Source organism: Parashewanella tropica, assembly GCF_004358445.1.
Taxonomy (GTDB): domain Bacteria; phylum Pseudomonadota; class Gammaproteobacteria; order Enterobacterales; family Shewanellaceae; genus Parashewanella; species Parashewanella tropica.
The window spans coordinates 812,236-833,209 of sequence record NZ_CP037951.1; the positions used below are offsets into that span (position 1 = coordinate 812,236).

A 20,974-nucleotide genomic window follows, 5' to 3' on the forward strand; every position below is an offset into this window, starting at 1 on the left:
TCAAAAGTGATTTGTGATCCCAGTGGTAAGATAGAAGGCTGAGTCGTAAAGATAAGAAACCGCCTCCGTTTTAGTGGAGGCGGCTGATGAAACCTAAGTTGTTTTAAATACAGATGAAAATTACAAAATTTTCTGCCACCAAGATAATGGTTTTCCACAATTCTGGGCGGGTTGATAACTTTTATTGTCACTAGGAAGTTGAATAACATTTTTGCAATCAGCTTCCATTGGGACACCCGTATTGATATCGAAATACCCCTGAACAATACCAGATGGTGGCGCCAAGCGTAGACCTATCGGATGACGGTTTTTCAAAAACTGCTGGTAGACCGTTAAGGCACCACTGCTACCATATAGGCCAGTTTTACTATTATCATCCTTACCTACCCACACTACAGCGACATTTCTTTCGTCAAACCCCGCAAACCACGAATCGCGATTATCATTACTTGTCCCCGTTTTACCGGCCAACCGCGTATGTGGAAATTGCTTATGTAATCGGGTGGCTGTTCCAGACTCTACCACTTGAGTCATCGCATATTGAGTTAAGTAATCAGCTTGAGGGTTGATGGCTCGCTTAGGGGGCGATCTGTATGTATCGATAAGGTTGTCGTTATTGTCCAATACATAAGTGACAGCACTGAGTGGTCGCATACGTCCAGAATCAGCAATCGTTTGATATACTTGAGCCACCATCATAGGTGAGCCATTAAGAGCTCCTAACAACATCGACGGATAAGGTGATACGGATTCATTCCAGCCAGAGTCCACCAAGGTGTCTACAACATTTTCAACACCCAGTGCCATCCCAAGGTTTACGGTTGGGACGTTGCGAGAACGTTTAAAGGCCGTCAGTAAAGGCACTTCATTTAAGAAGGTTTTATCAACGTTCTGAGGCGACCATGTTTTTCCTTTGCCATTGGTAAGGGTGATGGGTTTGTCATCTAAAGGTGAAGCCAAATTATAAGTCGTTGGTTTTGATAGTGCTGTAGCGTAGACAAAAGGCTTGATCAAAGAACCAATAGGACGACGTATACTCATGGCGCGATTATAGCCGTGATAAGTCGGGCTACTGTCACCCACCATGGCCGCGACACCAGCATTCAGTTTATCCGTCACCACCATACCGACTTGTAAATTTTTATTTCCTTGTTGTTTACGCAGTCGCTTCATACTCGATACTACGGCTTTTTCCGCGGCTTGTTGAGCCAGCGGATCAAGCGTGGTATAGACCTTTATCCCTGACATGTTTAACAGTTCAGGGCCATAACGGTCTGCCAGTTCTTGCTTTACTAAATCAAAAAAGGCTGGAAGTTTTTGGTGCACTTCTCGATTGTTGCTGCGAATGCCTAATGGCGAATTTACGGCAAGTCGATATTGGTTGGTGCTTAAATCTCCCGAATCCATCAGTAGACGAAGCACTAAATCACGACGCTCCATGGCGCGATTGGGATTGCGCCAAGGGTTATAGTAAGAAGGCCCTTTAATCACAGCAACTAAGAACGCTTGCTGATCGATGGATAGCTCGGAAATAGGGCGACCAAAATAAAATTGTGAGGCCAATCCCAAACCGTGCACAGAGCGAGCGCGATCTTGCCCCATATACACTTCATTAAGGTAGGCTTCTAATATTTCATCTTTGCTGTATCTGTAATCAACCACTAATGCCATCAATGCTTCGCGGGCTTTACGGATCAGTGAACGTTCAGGAGTTAGAAAGAAGTTTTTGGCCAACTGTTGAGTTAACGTTGACCCACCTTGCACAGTTCGCCCGGCTGAGATGTTGACGAATAGCGCACGTAAAATAGCGAGCGGATTAATACCATGATGATGATAAAAGTCTCGATCTTCGGTTTGTAATAGAGCTTTGATGATCAGTGGAGGAATTTTATCCTCAGGAACAAATAATCTATCTTGGCCGTCACTGGTGATAATGCGATCTAATAAAATAGGTTCAAGATAAAAAATGGCAAGTTGGCGTTGATCTGGGCGTAATACGCTCTGTACGCCTTGCTGGTTAAAAGAGACCATTACCCGCTGTTGATGTTGGTTTCCCTCAGGATGATGAAAAGACCGTCGCCAAATATCAACTTTAGTGCTTGACGCTGAGAACTCTCCAACTTGACTAGGATGAGCGACTTTTCGATAACCGAGCAGCTTAAGTTCATCGACGAGTTGTTGGTGACTGATGGCGGCTCCGGGGTAAAGCGCCATTGAACGACCATAAATTTGGGCGGGTAGGTGCCATTTTTGACCTTCGAATTTACGAGCAATGATTTGATCTAAATAGATGGTATAGCAGCTCAGTAAAACCAGAGCGATCACGCCGAGTTTCCAAAATATTGACCATGTTTTTCTAAGAAATGAAGAAGTTGGGGTTTTAGACTTAGAAGTTTTTTTGCGGCCGCGTGTCGTTTTTGCTTTCGTCATTATTGTCCGTTTAATTTCTTTTTCGTTAGTTTGGTCGCTTGAGTATTTTGTGGGTCATCAGGCCAAAGGTGTTTAGGGTAACGACCACGCATTTCTTTCTTTACTTCATTATATGGCCCTTGCCAAAAACTGGTTAAATCAGCAGTCACAGCGATGGGTCTTCTTGCTGGCGATAGCAGCTCCATAGTCACAACCAGTTGATTATTGGCTAATGTTGGGCTTTGAGCCAAGCCAAGCGCCTCTTGTAAACGAACGCTCATTAATACTCTATCATCGTTAGTGTAGGTTAACGGTGCTTTTGTTCCTGTCACTAAAGGCCAATGTGTTGGCAACTGTTTATCAATAGCAGATTGTTGCTCCCAGTTTAATAAACTCCACAAAATTTGATAAGTGTCTAATTGAGTTAATTGTTTAAGATTAGTGACATCTGACAAATAGGGTGTTAACCATTGGGTCATATTTTGGGTTAACCACTCTAAACTAATATCAGGCCAGTCAACTTGAGATAAATATTGTTGAGCGAGTTTTTGGCGTTGCTGCAACTGGATTGCTTTTTCAGTCCAGTTTAATTCAGAAAGCCCTTGATGCTGTAGGTAGCTCAATACGGCCTCGCTTCGCTGTTTGGTCGTCAATTGATTGAGCTTTTGTTTTGCTACAACAATACGGCCAATCCTTTGTTGCTCCTCTGCAATAAAGCGCCCTGAGGATTTATCCCAATCGCTGTGGATGTGAGTTTGAAGCAAATACTTCAGTTCACTTTCGAATAAGCTTGGGCAACATTGGGCTGCTAAAAAACCTTTGGCATCACTTTTTCCTTCCATTTCTTGTAGATCCGCAATGACTAAGTAGCTATGTTGAGCAAGCGGGTCATGCTCATCAATCATTACACCGCTACCATTGGCCATTAAAAAGCGACCTGCAGAGCGAGATTTGGCGATTCTATCTGGATAGGCGTAAGCCAGTAGTAAACCTATGGTTTGCCAGTCGGCATTGTTGATCAGATCTGGAATTGGAGTTTTTACATTAAACCGCTTAAGCCAATGTTTGGTTTGTTGGTTCAATGCGCCTTTTAGACATAAGTTTAAATAATGCTGAATGTCGCAGCCTTTTCTTGGTAAGCCGCGAGCTTCTATAATCGCCGTTAGTAAACATGCCAAGCCTAGTAGCTTGTGGTCAGATTTTACTTTCAATAGCATATGTGCAAGGCGAGGCTCTGCACCCAGCTCAAAAGCGTGTTTACCTAAGGCAGTGATTTTATGGCTATCATCTACGAACTCTAATGATTGCAGCAATTCCCACGCTTTTTTCTGATGAATAGCAGGTGGCTGTGTTAAGAGAGGCAGTTCGTCAAATTGTTTACAGCCCCAATAGCTGCAATGATGAGTCATTGCCAGTAAATCGCTATCTGCAATTTCTGGTGTATCCGTTGTCGCTCTGCGTTGATGATCTTCTTGTCGCCACAGACGTATACAATTTCCTTCAGCCGTTCGGCCAGCTCGACCACTACGTTGTGTTGCAGAAGACTGGCTGATGGGTTTTAAGCTAAGACGAGTAATTCCGTTTTTCGGATTGTAGCTAGCGTGACGTTTTAAGCCTGAGTCCACTACACATTTGATACCATCAATGGTTAAACTGGATTCAGCAATATTGGTGGATAAAACGACTTTACGAGTGTGCTTGATAGGTTTAAGAACTGCATCTTGTGCTTGATTGCCTAACTCACCATAAAGGGGAAGCACGGTTACATCTGATAAATCATAGGCGTTAAGCGCTTTTTCTAACGACAAAATTTCCCCTTTACCGGGAAGAAACACCAAAATATCGCCATCACTACCATTAGTTAATAACTGATGTACGGTTTTTTCTGTATGTGATAACCAAGCTTTAGGGTCTTTTGAAGCCGAATATTCAATGTTCACGGGAAAACTACGACCTTCGGATTCAAGATAATCCGCTTCTGGCAATAATGCTTTAAGATCATCGAAACTTAAGGTTGCAGACATCAGGATTAGCTTAAGGTCTTCTCTAAGGCTTTGCTGTACTTCAAGGGCTAAGGCGAGACCTAAATCTGTCGTAAGATGACGTTCATGTACTTCGTCAAAGATGATCATGTCAATTCCTGTTAACTCAGGATCGGCTTGGATCATTCGGCTTAATATACCTTCTGTCACAATTTCTAATTTGGTATTTGAAGAAACCTTGTTATCACCTCTTACTCGGTAACCCACCTCTGAACCTAGCGCCGAACCGCGAGATTGAGCAATAAAAGAGGCAATGCTTCGAGTCGCCACCCGTCTTGGCTCAAGCATTAAAATTTTGCCTTCAACTTGAGTCCAGTCCATCATAGCTAAAGGTAATGCTGTGGACTTACCTGAACCTGTTGGGCTTTGAATAATCAATTGGTTATTCTGAGTTAATGAGTCTTGGATTTGTGGGAAAAGAGAGTAAATAGGAAGTGTGTTCAAGTGCTGTGACAAATTAGTTTTGATTGGTTTGCATACTAGCATGTAAGTCAGAACTGGTCATTATTCAGCTGTCATTTTACCCTTAGCTGCAAAGTGCTTTCTGTGAAGAGGGAAGTGATGTTGGTCGGCAAGGCTGAAAAAGGCTTTTTGAGGGCGGTTTTCTTCTAAATCGTCAATAAGAAGGCAATCGTTCTTAGCCATCAATTTCTCATTAATAAACTTAGCTTTATTCAAATGAGGTAGGTGAGAGCGATTAAAGTAAAGGTCTTCAGAAAGAGTGACGCCATAAGAAGAAAACAGATTGGCTACTGCATCAAATAAATAGCAACCTGCAGTTACTATGGCGACCTTGTGTCCTCGTTGCTGAAATTTAGATACTGCCCGTAAAGCTTTAGCATCAACAGCAATAAAAAAGAGAACGGTCTCCCCTTTATGAGGGCAAGTAATAGCTGATTCCTCTGTAAAACGTGTGTTTTTAGCTAAAAATGCTTTCAATTGGTATTGGAATTCAAAAGCAACAAACGAAGTTTCATCAAGATCCAGTAACAAAGTTAATGCAGGGTTTTGTGGAGAAACGGAATGGTGAGCCCTTCTCAGCCATCGCTCAGAATTTCTCGGATAGTGAGGTTTTACTGAGGCTTGCTTGGATTCGGAAATAGACGGAACAGTACCATAACCCTTACTCGCAGCCTTTGTAGGTAAAGGCTGGGTTTCCTCTGCTTGATGCCAATCATTTAGAATTGTTTCTGGTTTTGCTTTTGCCTCAAAGCCACATAAAGTATGGGCGTCTTCCCCTGTATGATAACCATCGTCCTCAAGCTCTTTTGCTTGAAGCTGAGATGTATTTAAAGGAAGTGAAGCAATAACACTCAAATTCGCCATAAAAGCCACAAACTGCAAAACGTAAGTTAAGTGTGGTTTTTAACTCGAGATTTAGCTACTTAAGCTTTGTTCATCTGTAGGTAATCTAGAAAAAGCCTTTCTAGCTGCTTAAGAGCTCAGAAAGGCTTATTATTATATTGCTCAGTTTATTTAATCAATTCAGCAATGGTTAAAACGCCATGAGCTGTACCGCCTGCCGCCCAAAGCGCACTGTTGTTATCTGAAAATGCGCCAGCTAAATCAAAGTGTAACCAGTTTGCATCGTCACGAACAAAGCGCCATAAGAAAGCAGCAGCATTCGAAGCACCACCGGCACCGCCACCTTTCACAGGACGACTGTTTGCAGTATCGGCATAAGGAGAAGGGCACATATCTTTATGCCAAGGATCCATCGGCAGCGGCCACACACGCTCAGCCACAGCAGCAGCTTTTTCTTTAGCAAGATCTAGCATCTCACTTTGAGGAGAGAAAATCGCATTGTAGTTAGTACCAACCGCATTATAGGCCGCGCCAGTTAGCGTTGCGGCATTGATGATAAGCGGTGCTCCCGTTTCAGATGCTGCTTGTAAACCATCAGCAAGTACCAAGCGACCTTCTGCATCGGTGTTGACGATTTCAACGGTGGTGCCATTTTTGTAGGTTAAAACATCTCCCAGTTTATATGCGTGACCACTGATCAAGTTTTCAGCACAACATAAAAACAGCTTAACGCGCTTGTTTAAGCCATTTTTAATGGCTAAGCCTAATGCTCCTGTTACGGTTGCAGCGCCGCCCATATCGGCTTTCATTCCAAGCATTCCTTCTGAGCTTTTAATGCTATAGCCGCCAGAATCAAAAGTGATACCTTTACCCACAAGTGCGGCTTCAACTGGTGCATCTGCTTTACCTGTAGGATTGAAATCCAGTTCCAATAACGCTGGTGGACGCTCACTACCACGACCTACACCATGAATACCTACCCATTGGTGCTCAAGTAACTCTTCACCTTTAATGATGGTAAAGCTTGTTTTGGAAGGGGCTAAGGCTTGTAACCACTCAGCCGCAGCTACTGCTAAAGCTACAGGAGACAAATCTTCAGGGGTTGCATTGACGAGCTGACGGGCAAAATCAGCGGATTCTTTGCGGTTTTCTAATGCTTGTTTCAGTTTGTCTGTACCGAACCACTGAACGTTAAATCCAGCTTTTGCAGTAGCAAACCCTTGATAAAAAGCCCATTGGCTATCGATATCCCAAGAGTCGCCTTGTAGGGCTACAGAGTTAATGCCTTGTGTGCGCAGTTTACGCGCCGTCATTTGGATTTGTCTGAGATTATCCTGACCTTTTAGATGAATTTTTGCTGATTCAGAACGGAAACTAATATCAGAGTTTCCCCAGTGTGGTTCTGGTTGTTGAAGTGTCAGGTGGATATTTATCGGAGAGGTCATATTATGTACCTTGATATGAAAAACTGGAGGCAGTGTAACTGATTCTGGCTTTGATAAAAAATTTAGGTCAAACTTCACGTTTTGGATTTGAAACAAGGCGCTATGATATTTCAACCTCCTTTAGCTCGAGCTACTTTAATCAAACGTTATAAGCGCTTTTTAGCGGATATCACTCTAACCAATGGTGAAGAGACAACTTTACACGTTTCAAATACAGGAGCCATGACTGGCTGTGCTGAGCCGGATGACTATGTTTGGTACAGCACCTCTGACAATCCTAAGCGAAAATATCAACACAGCTGGGAATGTACAGAGACACAAACAGGCCACTTCATTTGTGTGAATACCATTCGTGCCAACCATCTTGTTGAAGAAGCCATTAATAATCAAGTGATTGAAGAATTAAAAGGCTATCGGACACTACAACGAGAAGTGAAGTATGGCGAAGAAAACAGCAAGATAGACTTTTTCCTTAGTGATGACGAAATGCCTGATACCTATGTGGAAGTGAAAAGCGTCACTTTACTCGAAAATGGGCAAGGTTATTTCCCTGATGCAGTAACAGCTCGTGGGCAGAAACATTTACGAGAGTTGATGCAAATGGCGCAATCTGGAAAACGAGCGGTCTTGCTGTTTGCCGTTTTACATACTGGGATTGATAGTGTAAAACCAGCTAGCCATATTGACAGTATGTACGCTGAATTGCTTTCTAAGGCAATTGATGCTGGCGTTGAGGTTATTGCGTACAAAGCGGAAATTACACCATCGCAATTGCAACTTTCTTATAAAGTCGACTTTTCTCTTTCCTAGGAAATGGAATTTTTGATGCTATTTTATACAAATGTGATGCTGTTGGTTTATAAACACGCAACTGAGAATTAAATTTGTTGCAATGTTTGATGTATTTCTAAGAAGCGTACTATACTTTTTGGCTAATTTAGCAGAGGTTGAATAAGCATTAAAAACGGACGTTGAAAGGCAAGTTTTACATTAAAAAATTTGCCTAGGTGCAAAACTTCTGATATAGATAGCGGCCGTTCTTAAAAACGCCCTTAAAACGCAAATGAAGACAGGAGATGCGTTATGCCTGAAGGCAATAAAAAACTTGGCGTACTCGCTATCGCTGGTGTAGAACCATACCAGGAAAAGCCGGGTGAGGAGTACATGAACGCCGAGCAATCGAGTCACTTTAAGTTGATCCTCGAAGCTTGGAGAAATCAATTGCGTGAAGAAGTTGATAGAACGCTCAACCACATGCAGGACGAAGCCGCCAACTTCCCAGATCCTGTTGACCGTGCCGCGCAAGAAGAAGAGTTCAGCTTAGAATTACGTGCTCGTGATAGAGAGCGTAAGCTGATCAAAAAAATTGAGAAGACATTGCAAAAAATCGAAGAAGAAGATTTTGGTTTTTGTGATTCTTGCGGTATCGAAATCGGTATTCGCCGCCTAGAAGCTCGTCCAACAGCGGATTTATGTATTGACTGTAAGACGTTAGCTGAAATTAAAGAAAAGCAAATGGCGGGCTAATCAGCACGTTAGTGTAAAGTGAGAAGGAACGATTCTTTCTCACTTTATTGATCTCTTCAGAAGGTGTTATGTCACCCTATATCGGTCGCTTTGCGCCATCCCCCTCAGGTTCACTCCATTTTGGTTCCCTTGTTGCTGCGTTAGGCAGTTATCTTAGAGCACGCTCATTAAAGGGTCAGTGGTTGCTCCGAATGGAAGATATTGATCCACCACGTGAGATCAAAGGCGCAGCGGATGACATTCTTAAAACGCTTGATGTTTTTGGATTGCATTGGGATGGTGAAGTGCTTTATCAAAGCCAGAGACAAGAAGCCTATCAAGACACGCTTAATCAACTGCTGCAACAAAATAACGCATATTACTGCCAATGCACTCGAAAAGTCGTTCGCGAAATGGGCGGGATTTATGATGGACGCTGCAAACCGCTTGGATTAGAAAGTGGGGCAATTCGATTAGTTAATACAGAAGGAGTTTCTGAGTTTGTTGATGAGCTTAAAGGTAAGGTTAAAGTTGAATCTAGCTTTGCCAAAGAAGATTTTATCATTAAACGCAGCGATGGCTTATTTGCGTACCAATTAGCTGTGGTTTTGGATGATGCCCATCAAGGGATCACAGAAGTGGTACGAGGCAGTGACTTATTAGAAGCAACTTGCCGTCAGTTGAGTTTATTTCAGAGCTTAAATTTACCCTCTCCCAAATGGCTGCATTTACCGTTAGCTTCTACCCAGCCGGGTTTTAAGTTGTCTAAACAGAATGCTGCCACAGCTGTTGATTCGAATAATCCACAAAAAAGCCTAATTCAAGCATTGGCGTTTTTAGGGCAACCTAAAGTTGCTACATCTGGCGATATCAGAGTCATGCTTGCTCAAGCTGTGGAGCAATTTCAGCTAGATGCCATTCCAAAAAATAATGAGATTTTGATTGTTTAAGAAAAAGTGCAAGCTATAGCGTATTTTTGGACATTGTTGCGTTAAAAGTACAATTTATTAGACTCGTGAAGATATGGGTAGATCATTAATTAAAAGAAGGGTACTAGATTACTCTGGTCTGATAGTTAAAGATTGCTCAGTTTTTGCTACTTCCTTTTCGTTTTAAATTTTTCGATTTACTCGAAATCTATTGTATTTACTTTAATATTTTTTCCCTCAATATGTTTTTGTATAGCCTCAACTATTTGTTCTTGGTTATCTCTAAACCCACGGGTAGGTATTGTATACGTATGAAGTTTTTTAACTAGCCGACCTTTAAGCCCTTTATTTTTCCACCATTGATTATCTTTTTTTCTTTTACGTAAATTAATATGTAATTCAGGAGTGTTAAATTTTATGAATCTATAAATTTTAATATGGCGGTTTTTTGCACTTGTAATAGATGCAATATTATCAAATGGAATCTCTCCTAGTGAGAAAGGGGAAGAGAAATCGACGATACCAGTATCTGTGAGGAGTAACCCTTTATCTTTTTTAAACAGAAAATTGAGAAAAATTATAATTAAAACAGCACAGAATATAGATACAGGAGTGAAAAATAAGTAAGCCATAATTGGATGGTATCTATCTGCATTCTGCTCAAGCTCTTCATAAGGCATAGATAAAACTAAAAGCGCTACATACTCAAATAAAAAAAGTACCGTAATCACTATGAAAAGTTTAAAATTTGAAAGCTTAAAATATGTTTGAGTTTGCATTATTCATCCATGATAAAACAAGCTGAGCAAATTCGCTCAGCTCATTGTTAATACCATTAATTAACTCGATTTATCACTTGCCCAGCTTTGAAGGCTTTTATATTCTCAACCGTAACAGCTAATAACCTTTGTCTTGCTTCAAGTGTCGCCCATGCGATATGTGGAGTAATGCTGATGTTCGGCGCAGTCAGTAATGGATTGTCGGCCGCTGGGGGCTCGGTGGAAAGGACATCAACACCAGCGTAAAGTTTATTGTGATGTAATGCCTGAGCTAAATCATCTTCATTCACTAAGCCACCTCTGGCGCAGTTAACTAACAGTGCGCCTTGTTTCATTAAGCTAAGTGTGTTGGCGTTCACTAACTTTTCTGTTTGCGAGGTTTGTGGGCATTGCAAAGATACAATATCTGATTGAGAAAAGACTTCTTCAAGGCTTACCCACTGAGTATTTTCAGGTAATGATGCGGGTTTTGTACGTGAATGGATCAGTAACTTCATTTGCATTGCTGTAGCGATAGCTGCAACTTGCTTACCTGTTTCTCCAAAACCAATCAGACCTAATGTTTTACCAACCAAAGAGTAAGTTGGGGTAAGCTGAAAACAAAAATCGTTGCAGTTTTGCCATTGCTTATCTTTCACCGCCTTGTCATGCTGTGCCAACTGTTGGGTATGGTTAAGAATATGCGCAAACACCATTTGAGCAACGGATTGAGTGCTGTAGGCAGGAACATTACTGACTGCAATGCCTCTCGCTTGTGCGGCTTTAATATCGACGACGTTGGTTCCTGTCGCTAACACACTGATAAATTCTAGCTTTGGAAGTTGCGCTAGAATAGCGGTATCTAATACCACTTTATTGGTCAGAATGATTTCTGCGTCTTTTGCTCGTTCAATAATTTGTGCGATAGAGGTTCTATCGTAAAAAGTCACATCACCCAAAGCTTTTAGCGCTGCATCGTCCAAATCACCCGAATTAAGGGTAAAATAGTCTAATACCACAATCTTCATCACTTGAATCCTCGTTCATGCTTTAGGCGATCATAGGCCGATTGAATGTCTTGAGTTTTTTTCTTTGCCAGCTCCATCATTTCTTCTGGAAGGCCTTTTGCGACCAACTTATCTGGGTGATGCTCGTTCATTAGTTTACGATAGGCTCGTTTAATGTCTCTATCGCTCGCACTTGCTTCTAATCCAAGCACTTGATAAGCATCGGCAGCAGTGGTTTGTCTAGAGCGGCCAGCTTGAGATTGTTGAAAACGAAATTCGGCTTGCCAGCGAGATAGGAGTTGCTCAAGTTGCTGTTGACTGTAATTTAGCTCTTGAGCGACCGTGGCGAGGATTTTACGTTCATTGCTATCCAGTTCTCCATCAGACAGTGCTGTCTGAATTTGGATCTCTAAGAACATTTGATTGAGTTCAGGTCGGCTTCCTGTAGCCTCTCTAAATTCAGCCAAACAAGCCTTTAGATCAAAGCTATCACTTTTGCCTTTTCTGAATGCGTTTTGTGCATCAGTTCTGGGTTGTCCATGCAAACGCATTTGATCCATCAGCATGGTGGCAATACGAATATCGGTTTCTGTGACTCGCCCTGAAGCTTTAGCTACATGCCCCATAACCGCAAAGGTTGAATTTAAAAATTGACGCTGTCGCTCAGCGGCTTTGCCTAAAAATGCTTGTGCTCCTTGGTATTTGTCATAAACATGACCAAGCCAAAGCCCAATTAAAGCACCCACAAATCGACCAAACATAAAGCCGATCATAAAGCCAAAAACTTTACCCCAAATTTTCATTGAATTTGTTTCTCTAATTGATGTAACCGCTCTATGGTACCAACATCACACCATAAGCCAGTAAAATGTTCTGCGTGGATCAATTGTTTGTCGGCGGCAGGACGGATTAATAAAGGTGTACCAAAGGCTCCTGTCGGTGCCTTGTCGAATAATTTTGGATGATAAATACCCATACCTGAAAAAGTCAGCATAGTCTCTGACTTATTTTGTAAGTAATGGTTCGAAAGTCCAAAGTCGCCACTCGGATTATGTTCAGGATTATCGACCAACCATAAATGAGCGAGACAATTATCAGGTAATTGCATATCGGCGAGTGAGTCGGGAAGATATTCAACAAACACATCACCGTTAATGACAAAGAATGGTTCATCGCCTAAAAGTGGAAGGGCATTGCAAATCCCTCCACCTGTTTCTAATGCTTCGGTTTCGTGTATGTAGTGGATGGTCAGTTGCCATTTATCACCATTACCCAGTGCTTGTGGGATTTGATGCCCAAGCCAAGCGGTGTTAATGACAACTTCTTTTATTCCTATCGCGGCTAACTTCTCTAAGTGATAGACGATGAGTGGTTTGCCGTTAACAGGGACTAACGGTTTAGGAAGTGTGTCTGTCAGTGGCCGAAGTCGTTGACCTCGACCTGCGGCTAATATCATCGCCTTCAAAGCGTTGCCTCTACTTTGGGAAGAATGTCTTGTTTTAACCAAGTGACTAATTCAGAAAACTCAGTATACCTGTTTCCTACTTCGATAAGGTAATGAAGTGATTGAGGAATATCAGTTAAGTAACCGCTTTTTCCATCTCTGTGGTGAAGTCTGGCAAAAATGCCTGCAATTTTCAGGTGACGTTGCATGCCGGTTAGATCAAACCAATACTGATATTGTTCAAATTGAGTGTTGGCTGATAATAGGCCGTGCTTAAGGCATTGTTCGAAGTGATATTTGGCTAACGCATCGACCATTGTTGACGGCCACACGACGTAACAATCTCGAAGTAAAGAAACCGCATCATAAGAAATTGGACCCATCACGCTATCTTGAAAATCAATCAGATACATTTGCTGATTATGCAGCATGATATTACGGCTGTGGTAATCTCGATGCATGGCAACTTGAGGTTGGCTGACAATGGTTTTAGTTAATGTATCGAATACTTGTAGAAGCATTTTTTGTGTCGATTCATCAAGTGAATAGCTAAGGTGTTCTTTTAAAAGCCAATCATTAAAAATAGCTAGCTCTGTTGAAATAAAGGCTTGATCAAAAGCGGGTAACTGGTGCTTGGCAGTGCTTTGTACTTTGGCAACAAGAGGCAGAAGCTCAATGGCTTGTTGGTATAACGGAATAACCGTATCCTCATTTAATGCAGAATTCAGCATGTTATCGCCTAAATCGGTAAGCACCATAAAGCCAAGTTGTTCATTTTGATGTAATACTTCAGGTGTCTTTAACCCTGATTGGTGATAACTTTGAGCTAATTCAACAAACGGCAGTATCGGCACTAAATCTGGTGGTGAGTCTACTGCGATATAGCTTTGATTATTGTGTTCAAAGCGAAAATAGCGCCTAAAACTGGCGTCTCCAGAGATGAGTTGTAATTGAATTTTGGGATCTAGGCATAAACGAACCCATTCAGTTAGCTGAAAAAATCTTTGATCGGACAATGGCATCTCATAGCTCTTAATATAAAATTGATTTATCATGTCGACTAATATTGTCCGCAGTGACTTTTTCGGACAAACAAGAATATAGTCTTCTTTTATTTGCATTTATAGACCAAGATTATAACTTAATTCATTTTTGGCATTGATTGACGAATATCTAATGAACTTTCGCTTTTTTTTGGTACTTAGCCTTACCCCTACGATAGTTTTCGCTCAGCAAGCTTCTAAACCTGAAGCGGCTTCAACACATCAAAAGACAGATGAGTCACAATGTTTGATCCTTCCCCCGACTGCACCTAGGCAAAGCCAAGCCCAAATGGGAATAACCAACAACCATATTTGGATTGAGTCAGATCACTCCGATGCCCAGATGGGAAAAAAAGCGCATTTTTCGGGTGGCGTCACCTTTAGCCAAGGTCCAAGGCATATTTATGCTGATGAGGCGACGGTAAATAGCGAAACACAACAATTATCGGCCAAAGGTGATTTAACCTTTGAAGATCCGCAAGTCACGATTACTGCGGACTCTATTGTAGGTGAAATGAAAAATAATAGTGCCAAGTTGGAAGGTGCTCAATATTGGTTGAAAGGTCAGCAGGTACATGGTGAAGCAAAGCAGCTAGAAATCACCCCTGAAAATGATTTGATTTTGAATAATAGTAGCTTTACCACTTGCCCACCAGAAAGCCGAACATGGGCTTTAGAAGCCGACAAAATCAAAATCGACAGTAAAGATGAGTGGGGAGAAGTCTGGGGAGCCAAACTTAAGATTGGTGATGTTCCCATCATGTACGTTCCTTACATGACCATTCCTGTGTCTGATAAGCGAAAATCGGGTTTGTTATTTCCTAAATTCAGTACCAGTACCGTGAACGGTGTTGAGTTGGCATTACCGATTTATTGGAATATCTCACCAGAATATGATTTGACCTTCACTCCTGATTATATGTCTAACCGTGGTTTATTGAGTAAACTTGAGTTTCGTTACTTAATGCCGGGGCAACAAAATAATAATCAAAACGGTCAGTTAAACGTCGAGTACTTACCTAGTGATGACTATCTTCCTGGAAATCCTAATCGCTATTTATATCACTGGGAACACCAAGGGCGCATCAACGAAAATTTACGCGTTTTAACTAATTTTACCGATGTGTCGGATAACAACTACCTCAATGACTTTAATTCTGATGTTCAACAAGCAACAGATAACCAATTGGTTAGAGTTGGTGAACTCAATTATTTGAGTAAAGATTGGGATTTAGGGTTAAAAGTACAAGATATTAAAGTGTTAGGGCTGTCGGAAAAGCCTTATCAAGTTATGCCACAAGTCAGCTTTGATTATCGCTTTCCTGAACTCAGCAATAACATCAATTTTGACGTGTATTCTGAAGTGACCAACTTTTCTCATGATGAAAATAGTCACAATACAGCCACTCGTTTACACATCGAGCCACGATTATTGTTACCTCTTTATGGTCCTGCTGGTTCATTTACGACTGAAATAAAGCTGTATCAAACCAACTACTGGCAACGAAACGCACAACCTAGCTTGGGGCTGGCGAAGCGAGTGAGCAGAACCATTCCATCACTGCGCTTACATGGGCAAATTAATTTAGAACGTGATACACAATTGTTTGATCACAATTATCGTCAAACGTTTGAGCCTCAAATTCAGTATTTGTACGTTGGGTATGAAAATCAATCAAATATCGCTTTGTACGATACCGCCCAGCTGCAAGAAGATTATTATGGTCTGTTTAGGGATCGCCGTTATTCTGGAATTGACCGTATTGCCGATGCGAACCAAGTTACCATAGGTTTAACTTCTCGACTATATGATGAAAATAACCGAGAAAAGTTAAAGTTCAGTTTCGGGCAAATTTTTTACCTGAAAAACAGCAGGGTTGGGTTGTTAAACAATGATGTTGAAAATCAGCCTTCGTCATCAGTATTAGCGGCTGAATTGGACTCACATATTTACAATGATTGGTATTTAAGCACTCAAGTGCAATACGACACCAAACTTAATGAAACTCGTAAACATGAAACATCGTTGGATTTCCGTCCCGCAGCCAATAAGCTTTTCCAGCTAAGTTATCGCTATGTGCCTGATCTGCTCAACAGTAACACCAACAATAAGGTGAATATTGCTCAGGCTGGAACTCGCATCGCATGGCCTATCAAGAAAGATCTCTATTTTGTCGGTAATTGGTATTACGACTTTAAGCGTAAGCGATCGATTGAGACTTTTGCAGGAGTGCAATACGAGTCTTGTTGTTGGGCGGCACGATTAAGTTACCATTACCGAATTAAAACCAATTTTAACGATAATATCGCCAATGCCCCCATTGATAGAGAGCAGTTCGAAAGTGGCATCTATCTAAACTTCATGATTAGAGGCTTAGGAGGAGCAGGCAGTCTAGGTGTGTCAGATATGCTTAATGAGAGCATCTTTAATTATAGAAAGCCTATATATTTAACGGATTAATATGGTAGATTGCTGAACCTCTGGGCATAAACACAGTCAAACGACTTTAAAGCCGTTGCAAGTCATCGTTCTTGCCACTGAAGAAGATACAGTGGCAATAATCAATGACCAAAATGTATAAAAACTAATAATCAGCCAAGGATTTTGTGGATGAGATTTTGTAAACAAGTGATTTTTGCCGTATGTGCAATGCTGTTAAGCCAAACGGTAATGGCGTTACCACAGCCATTGGATCGAGTTGCAGTTCAAGTCAATGACGGAATTATTTTGAACAGTGAGGTTCAAGATATGATTCGTACGGTTAAAGAAAACGCTAAGGCAAATAATCAAACCTTACCGTCGGATGCAGCATTAAGAACCCAAGTTATAGAAAGACTTATCTTGACTCGCTTGCAACTGCAAATGGCTAAGCGTATCGGTTTGCATATTGGTGATCTTCAATTAGATCAAACCATTAGTAACATTGCTAAAGAACAAGGCGTTACTGTTGAGCAAATGCGTAAGAAAATTGAAGAGTCAGGTTCGACTTTTGCCCAATATCGTGAGCAATTACGCGAAGAAATGACTATCGGCGAAATTCAGCGCATTCAAGTACAACGTCGTATTCAAGTGTCACCACAAGAAATTACCAACCTTGTTAACCTTATTAAAGAGCAAGGCAATAAAAATGTTGAATACCAAATTGGCCACATCCTTATTGAGGTTCCAAGTAATCCAACAAGCCAACAGTTAGATGCAGCAAGTAAGCGTGCTCAGGCTGTTTTAAAGCGTCTGAAAGATGGTGCAAACTTTAAAAGTACAGCAATTGCAGCTTCTTCTGGCCCGAAAGCACTTGAGGGTGGTATTTGGGATTATATGAACATTAATGCCATGCCAACCTTGTTTTCAGAAGTCGTAAGTGGCGCTAAAAAAGGCGATATCCTTGGCCCTATTAAAAGTGGATCTGGTTTTCATATCATCAAAGTTATGGATATCCGAGGTCAGCAGCTGAATGAAATTAAAGAAGTTAAAGCTAGACATATTCTGTTGAAGCCATCGCCAATTTTGTCTGAAGAGCGTGCAAAATCATTACTGACAGATTTGTTGAAACAAATTCGTGACGGCAAGCAAAAATTTGCTGATGTTGCTCGTAAATACTCTGAAGATCCTGGTTCAGCAGCCAAAGGCGGTGAATTAGGTTGGGCACAACCGAGTATTTATGTTCCTGAGTTTGCTAAAACCCTTGAAAACTTAAAAGTCGGTCAGATCAGCGAACCATTTAGAACCAGTCATGGTTGGCATATTGCTCAGTTAGAAGAGCGTCGTACTGTAGATGCAACGGATAAGTTCAATACCAATCGAGCACACCAGCTTATCTTCCGTCGTAAATTTAATGAAGAACTGCAAAACTGGCTTGATGAGATGCGTTCTGATGCTTATGTCGAAGTGTTTAACGATAAATAATTAAGGAAGTTTTTTGACAACTAAACGAATTGCCATCACGCCGGGTGAACCGGCGGGAATTGGCCCTGATTTAGTCGTACAACTTGCTCAGCAACCTTGGGATGCTGAGCTTGTTGTTTGTGCCGATCCAAATTTATTAACCACAAGAGCAAAGCAACTTGGTTTGCCTTTGAAGCTCAAGCCTTATCAGCCAACATTAGAGGCAAAACCACAAGAAGTTGGCACTCTGACCATAGTGCCGTTTTCATTAACAGAAGATGTGACTTGTGGAGAGCTTAACGAGTCTAACAGTGGATATGTGGTTGATACGCTAACGTATGCTGGTGAAAATAATATGAACGGTCAGTTTGATGCTGTGGTTACAGGGCCTGTTCATAAGGGGATCATCAATCAAGCGGGGATCCCATTCAGTGGGCATACAGAGTTTTTTGCTAACCAAGCAGGGTGTCGTGATGTGGTGATGATGTTAGCGGCACCAGAACTGCAAGTGGCGTTAGTCACAACTCACATTCCTCTCGCTTATGTATCTAAAGCGATTACCCCTGAACGTTTAACCAATATCATTCAGATTTTGCACAAAGATTTGACGGAAAAGTTCGCCATCAAAACCCCTAAAATTTATGTGTGTGGATTAAACCCTCATGCAGGAGAGGACGGGCATCTTGGTCGTGAAGAAATTGACATTATCATTCCAACGTTAGAAACACTAAGAGCAGAGTTAGATGCTGAGCTCATAGGTCCATTACCTGCTGATACCTTATTTCAACCAAAATACTTAGCCGATGCCGATGTCGTCTTGGCTATGTATCACGATCAAGGCCTACCTGTGTTAAAATCTCTTGGGTTTGGTAAGTCTGTAAATATTACACTGGGTCTGCCGTATATCAGAACATCGGTGGATCATGGAACAGCTCTTGAATTGGCTGGTACTGGAGAAGCAGATATTGGTAGCTTCGTTTGTGCAGTTAATAAAGCCATAGAATTAGCAAATAAACATTAATTTCACTAAGCCGACAAAACACCAGCTTCTTTCACTTCAATCAATTGATTTAAGCTTAGGGTGCATGAAGTCGTCGGCTTTTTTAGGATGAGCATGAGTAGTAAAGTTCACTTAGGCCATACGGCCAGAAAAAGGTTTGGACAAAATTTCTTAACCGATACCAATATTATTGATCGCATCGTGTCGGCAATTTCACCAGATAACGACCATGTGATGGTGGAAATTGGTCCAGGTTTGGGGGCATTGACAGAACCTGTTGCTGAGGATGTTGATACACTTACGGTTGTTGAGCTTGATAAAGATCTGGTTGAGCGTTTACAGCAGCATCCATTCCTAAAGGATAAGTTAGAAATCCATCAAGGTGATGCACTTCAATTCGACTTTAGCCAGCTGGTGCAACCTGACAAGAAGATGAAAGTGTTCGGTAACTTACCTTACAACATTTCAACGCCACTCATGTTTCATTTGTTTGAGTTTTCTTCATTAATAGAAACCATGCATTTCATGTTGCAAAAAGAGGTGGTGTTAAGGTTGTCTGCTAGCCCAGGCACTAAAGCTTATGGTCGCTTAACAGTTATGGCTCAATACTACTGCCAAGTTGTACCTGTACTTGAAGTTCCACCAGGTTGCTTTGCGCCACCACCTAAAGTAGATTCAGCGGTTGTTCGCTTATTGCCATACGAAAATAAGCCATACCCTTGTGATGATGTTGAAGTATTGCGTAAACTAACAACTCAAGCTTTTGGGATGCGTCGTAAAACGTTACGAAATAACCTTAAAGGTACGCTGAATGATGATGACTTTGCAGCACTTGAAATCGATGCTAGCTTAAGAGCTGAACAGATTTCAGTCGAGCAGTATGTCAACATGGCGAACTACCTCATAAGAAAATAGTGCAGCAGGATAGAAAATGTCGGTGCCAGAATCTCCAATTCGTGTTGAAGTAACCACAGAATATATTGATGATCAGTCTTCTCCTGATGAAGATAAATATGTGTTTTCCTATACGATTACCATTATCAATCTTGGTGATAAAAAGGCCACATTGAAAGATCGGCACTGGATTATCACTGATGGAAATGGTGAGCAAACAGAAGTACAAGGCGATGGAGTGGTTGGAGAGACACCGACCATTCCCCCTAATAGCGCTTATCAATATACCAGTGGCACACTTCTCGATACTCCGCTAGGCTTTATGGAAGGGTTTTACGGTATGGTCACTGAAGATAATAAAGACTTCAAAGCGCCCATTCCTATGTTCAGACTCGCCGCCCCTGGAGCACTTCATTAATAACGGAATTCATCTTGGCAAATTACTTCGTCGGTGATATTCAAGGTTGTTATCACGAACTTCGTCTTTTACTGGATAAAGTCGCATTTAATCCATCATTCGATACACTTTGGTGTGCCGGAGATCTTGTGGCTCGCGGGCCTGACTCATTATCCACTTTAGAATACCTATATGAATTAGAAGACAGCGTAAAACCTGTCTTAGGTAACCATGATCTTCACTTACTGGCATTAGCTGCTGGGGAAAAAAAACGTAACCCTAAAGACAAGCTAGATGCGTTATTAGAATCATCACAGTTACCAAAGTTAATTGAGTGGGTGAGAGCTCAACCCTTGATGCGTTATTTACCTGAGCATAAGTTAGTTATGACTCATGCCGGAATACCTCCTCAATGGGATATGGAAACTCTACAGTTACAGTCCGATAAAGTGTCAACGGCTCTTCAACGAGAAGATTATATATCTGCACTAATTTCAAAGATGTATCACGACAAACAGTCATACTGGCATGATGACTTACCAGAGTTTGAAAAGCTACGTTTTACTATTGATGCTCTGACTCGAATGCGCTTTTTACATGCCGATGGCAGTTTAAATTTTAACTGTAAGCAACCGCCTGAGTCATGTGAAGACCCATTACTTAGTCCGTGGTTCCAATGGCATAGCCCTATCAAATCAGAAAATAGAGTGATTTTTGGTCATTGGGCTGCACTAATGGGGGAAACCAATGACCAAAATGCTATTGCATTAGACACTGGGTGTGTTTGGGGTGGGGTCATGACGTTATGGCATTTAGAAACAGGTGAAAAAATTACGCAAAAAAGGTTAAAGAAAGTTTAAAATACGCCGACAAAATAAAAGAAGAGCCCTAGATACATAGGGCTAGGCCGTA

General features: G+C 41.5%; 18 protein-coding genes. 9 read left to right on the forward strand and 9 right to left on the reverse strand.

Going from position 1 to position 20,974, the window contains the following annotated elements; genetic code table 11:
• Nucleotides 1–120: 120 nt before the first annotated feature.
• The 4 genes from mrcB to pepB all read right to left on the reverse strand — a co-directional run bounded on the left by mrcB (nt 121) and on the right by pepB (nt 7,201).
• Complete coding sequence (gene mrcB, locus E2H97_RS03370; protein ID WP_133405823.1) at nt 121–2,430, reverse strand: penicillin-binding protein 1B; 2,310 nt, start codon at nt 2,428–2,430, stop codon at nt 121–123.
• Nucleotides 2,430–4,937 (reverse strand): ATP-dependent helicase HrpB, encoded by a 2,508-nt coding sequence (gene hrpB / locus E2H97_RS03375; protein ID WP_133405824.1) that lies wholly within the window; start codon nt 4,935–4,937, stop codon nt 2,430–2,432. Before hrpB ends, mrcB begins: the two co-directional genes overlap by 1 nt.
• An 18-nt stretch (nt 4,938–4,955) precedes the next feature.
• Entirely contained in the window at nt 4,956–5,777 is an 822-nt protein-coding gene (locus tag E2H97_RS03380; protein WP_133405825.1) for a hypothetical protein, read from the reverse strand.
• 146 nt (nt 5,778–5,923) lie between these two features.
• The gene (pepB, locus tag E2H97_RS03385; protein ID WP_133405826.1) at nt 5,924–7,201 is read right to left on the reverse strand and encodes an aminopeptidase PepB; all 1,278 of its coding nucleotides are present in this window, start codon (nt 7,199–7,201) and stop codon (nt 5,924–5,926) included.
• Nucleotides 7,202–7,303: 102 nt separating this feature from the next.
• Between pepB and sfsA the strand changes: the two genes are divergently transcribed.
• The 3 genes from sfsA to gluQRS all read left to right on the forward strand — a co-directional run bounded on the left by sfsA (nt 7,304) and on the right by gluQRS (nt 9,657).
• Nucleotides 7,304–8,011, forward strand: a complete 708-nt coding sequence (gene sfsA, locus E2H97_RS03390; protein ID WP_133405827.1) for a DNA/RNA nuclease SfsA — start codon at nt 7,304–7,306, stop codon at nt 8,009–8,011.
• Nucleotides 8,012–8,284: 273 nt separating this feature from the next.
• Nucleotides 8,285–8,728 carry an RNA polymerase-binding protein DksA gene (dksA, locus tag E2H97_RS03395; RefSeq protein ID WP_121839456.1) on the forward strand — a complete coding sequence of 148 codons (444 nt, stop codon included), beginning with the start codon at nt 8,285–8,287 and terminating at the stop codon, nt 8,726–8,728.
• A 68-nt stretch (nt 8,729–8,796) separates the two neighbouring features.
• Nucleotides 8,797–9,657: a tRNA glutamyl-Q(34) synthetase GluQRS gene (gene gluQRS / locus E2H97_RS03400; protein WP_133405828.1), complete on the forward strand. Its 861-nt coding sequence runs from the start codon at nt 8,797–8,799 to the stop codon at nt 9,655–9,657.
• A gap of 176 nt (nt 9,658–9,833) precedes the next feature.
• Here the strand turns inward: gluQRS and E2H97_RS03405 are convergent, their stop codons facing one another.
• Genes E2H97_RS03405 through E2H97_RS03425 form a run of 5 tightly spaced genes read right to left on the reverse strand, consistent with a single transcriptional unit; the run spans nt 9,834 to nt 13,966 of the window.
• Nucleotides 9,834–10,415 carry a hypothetical protein gene (locus E2H97_RS03405; protein ID WP_133405829.1) on the reverse strand — a complete coding sequence of 194 codons (582 nt, stop codon included), beginning with the start codon at nt 10,413–10,415 and terminating at the stop codon, nt 9,834–9,836.
• Nucleotides 10,416–10,471: 56 nt separating this feature from the next.
• On the reverse strand, nt 10,472–11,422 hold the full coding sequence (locus E2H97_RS03410) for a D-2-hydroxyacid dehydrogenase (protein WP_133405830.1): 951 nt from the start codon (nt 11,420–11,422) through the stop codon (nt 10,472–10,474).
• The gene (gene djlA, locus E2H97_RS03415) at nt 11,422–12,204 is read right to left on the reverse strand and encodes a co-chaperone DjlA (protein ID WP_133405831.1); all 783 of its coding nucleotides are present in this window, start codon (nt 12,202–12,204) and stop codon (nt 11,422–11,424) included. Before djlA ends, E2H97_RS03410 begins: the two co-directional genes overlap by 1 nt.
• On the reverse strand, nt 12,201–12,866 hold the full coding sequence (gene murU, locus E2H97_RS03420) for an N-acetylmuramate alpha-1-phosphate uridylyltransferase MurU (protein ID WP_133405832.1): 666 nt from the start codon (nt 12,864–12,866) through the stop codon (nt 12,201–12,203). Before murU ends, djlA begins: the two co-directional genes overlap by 4 nt.
• Nucleotides 12,863–13,966 carry an aminoglycoside phosphotransferase family protein gene (locus E2H97_RS03425; RefSeq protein ID WP_246029050.1) on the reverse strand — a complete coding sequence of 368 codons (1,104 nt, stop codon included), beginning with the start codon at nt 13,964–13,966 and terminating at the stop codon, nt 12,863–12,865. The genes murU and E2H97_RS03425 overlap by 4 nt, the downstream gene beginning before the upstream one ends.
• 55 nt (nt 13,967–14,021) lie before the next feature.
• Here E2H97_RS03425 and lptD point away from each other — a divergent pair, with 55 nt between their 5' ends.
• From lptD to E2H97_RS03455, 6 genes are all read left to right on the forward strand, one after another.
• Nucleotides 14,022–16,349, forward strand: a complete 2,328-nt coding sequence (gene lptD, locus E2H97_RS03430; protein ID WP_133405834.1) for an LPS assembly protein LptD — start codon at nt 14,022–14,024, stop codon at nt 16,347–16,349.
• Between the two features lie 150 nt (nt 16,350–16,499).
• The gene (surA, locus tag E2H97_RS03435) at nt 16,500–17,792 is read left to right on the forward strand and encodes a peptidylprolyl isomerase SurA (protein ID WP_133405835.1); all 1,293 of its coding nucleotides are present in this window, start codon (nt 16,500–16,502) and stop codon (nt 17,790–17,792) included.
• Between the two features lie 13 nt (nt 17,793–17,805).
• Nucleotides 17,806–18,792: a 4-hydroxythreonine-4-phosphate dehydrogenase PdxA gene (gene pdxA, locus E2H97_RS03440; RefSeq protein ID WP_133405836.1), complete on the forward strand. Its 987-nt coding sequence runs from the start codon at nt 17,806–17,808 to the stop codon at nt 18,790–18,792.
• Nucleotides 18,793–18,885: 93 nt separating this feature from the next.
• Nucleotides 18,886–19,686, forward strand: a complete 801-nt coding sequence (rsmA, locus tag E2H97_RS03445) for a 16S rRNA (adenine(1518)-N(6)/adenine(1519)-N(6))-dimethyltransferase RsmA (protein WP_133405837.1) — start codon at nt 18,886–18,888, stop codon at nt 19,684–19,686.
• A gap of 16 nt (nt 19,687–19,702) precedes the next feature.
• Nucleotides 19,703–20,083 (forward strand): Co2+/Mg2+ efflux protein ApaG, encoded by a 381-nt coding sequence (gene apaG / locus E2H97_RS03450; RefSeq protein WP_133405838.1) that lies wholly within the window; start codon nt 19,703–19,705, stop codon nt 20,081–20,083.
• A gap of 14 nt (nt 20,084–20,097) precedes the next feature.
• Nucleotides 20,098–20,922 carry a symmetrical bis(5'-nucleosyl)-tetraphosphatase gene (locus E2H97_RS03455; protein ID WP_133405839.1) on the forward strand — a complete coding sequence of 275 codons (825 nt, stop codon included), beginning with the start codon at nt 20,098–20,100 and terminating at the stop codon, nt 20,920–20,922.
• Nucleotides 20,923–20,974: the final 52 nt, after the last annotated feature.

Excerpts from the sequence above, each read along its gene's own strand:
- gluQRS (WP_133405828.1), top strand. The coding sequence starts at position 8,797 with ATGTCACCCTATATCGGTCGCTTTGCGCCATCCCCCTCAGGTTCACTC.
- pepB (WP_133405826.1), bottom strand. The coding sequence starts at position 7,201 with ATGACCTCTCCGATAAATATCCACCTGACACTTCAACAACCAGAACCA.
- lptD (WP_133405834.1), top strand. The coding sequence starts at position 14,022 with ATGAACTTTCGCTTTTTTTTGGTACTTAGCCTTACCCCTACGATAGTT.
- surA (WP_133405835.1), top strand. The coding sequence starts at position 16,500 with ATGAGATTTTGTAAACAAGTGATTTTTGCCGTATGTGCAATGCTGTTA.
- apaG (WP_133405838.1), top strand. The coding sequence starts at position 19,703 with ATGTCGGTGCCAGAATCTCCAATTCGTGTTGAAGTAACCACAGAATAT.
- djlA (WP_133405831.1), bottom strand. The coding sequence starts at position 12,204 with ATGAAAATTTGGGGTAAAGTTTTTGGCTTTATGATCGGCTTTATGTTT.
- sfsA (WP_133405827.1), top strand. The coding sequence starts at position 7,304 with ATGATATTTCAACCTCCTTTAGCTCGAGCTACTTTAATCAAACGTTAT.
- rsmA (WP_133405837.1), top strand. The coding sequence starts at position 18,886 with ATGAGTAGTAAAGTTCACTTAGGCCATACGGCCAGAAAAAGGTTTGGA.
- mrcB (WP_133405823.1), bottom strand. The coding sequence starts at position 2,430 with ATGACGAAAGCAAAAACGACACGCGGCCGCAAAAAAACTTCTAAGTCT.
- E2H97_RS03425 (WP_246029050.1), bottom strand. The coding sequence starts at position 13,966 with ATGCAAATAAAAGAAGACTATATTCTTGTTTGTCCGAAAAAGTCACTG.
- E2H97_RS03380 (WP_133405825.1), bottom strand. The coding sequence starts at position 5,777 with ATGGCGAATTTGAGTGTTATTGCTTCACTTCCTTTAAATACATCTCAG.
- E2H97_RS03405 (WP_133405829.1), bottom strand. The coding sequence starts at position 10,415 with ATGCAAACTCAAACATATTTTAAGCTTTCAAATTTTAAACTTTTCATA.
- hrpB (WP_133405824.1), bottom strand. The coding sequence starts at position 4,937 with ATGCTAGTATGCAAACCAATCAAAACTAATTTGTCACAGCACTTGAAC.
- E2H97_RS03410 (WP_133405830.1), bottom strand. The coding sequence starts at position 11,422 with ATGAAGATTGTGGTATTAGACTATTTTACCCTTAATTCGGGTGATTTG.
- dksA (WP_121839456.1), top strand. The coding sequence starts at position 8,285 with ATGCCTGAAGGCAATAAAAAACTTGGCGTACTCGCTATCGCTGGTGTA.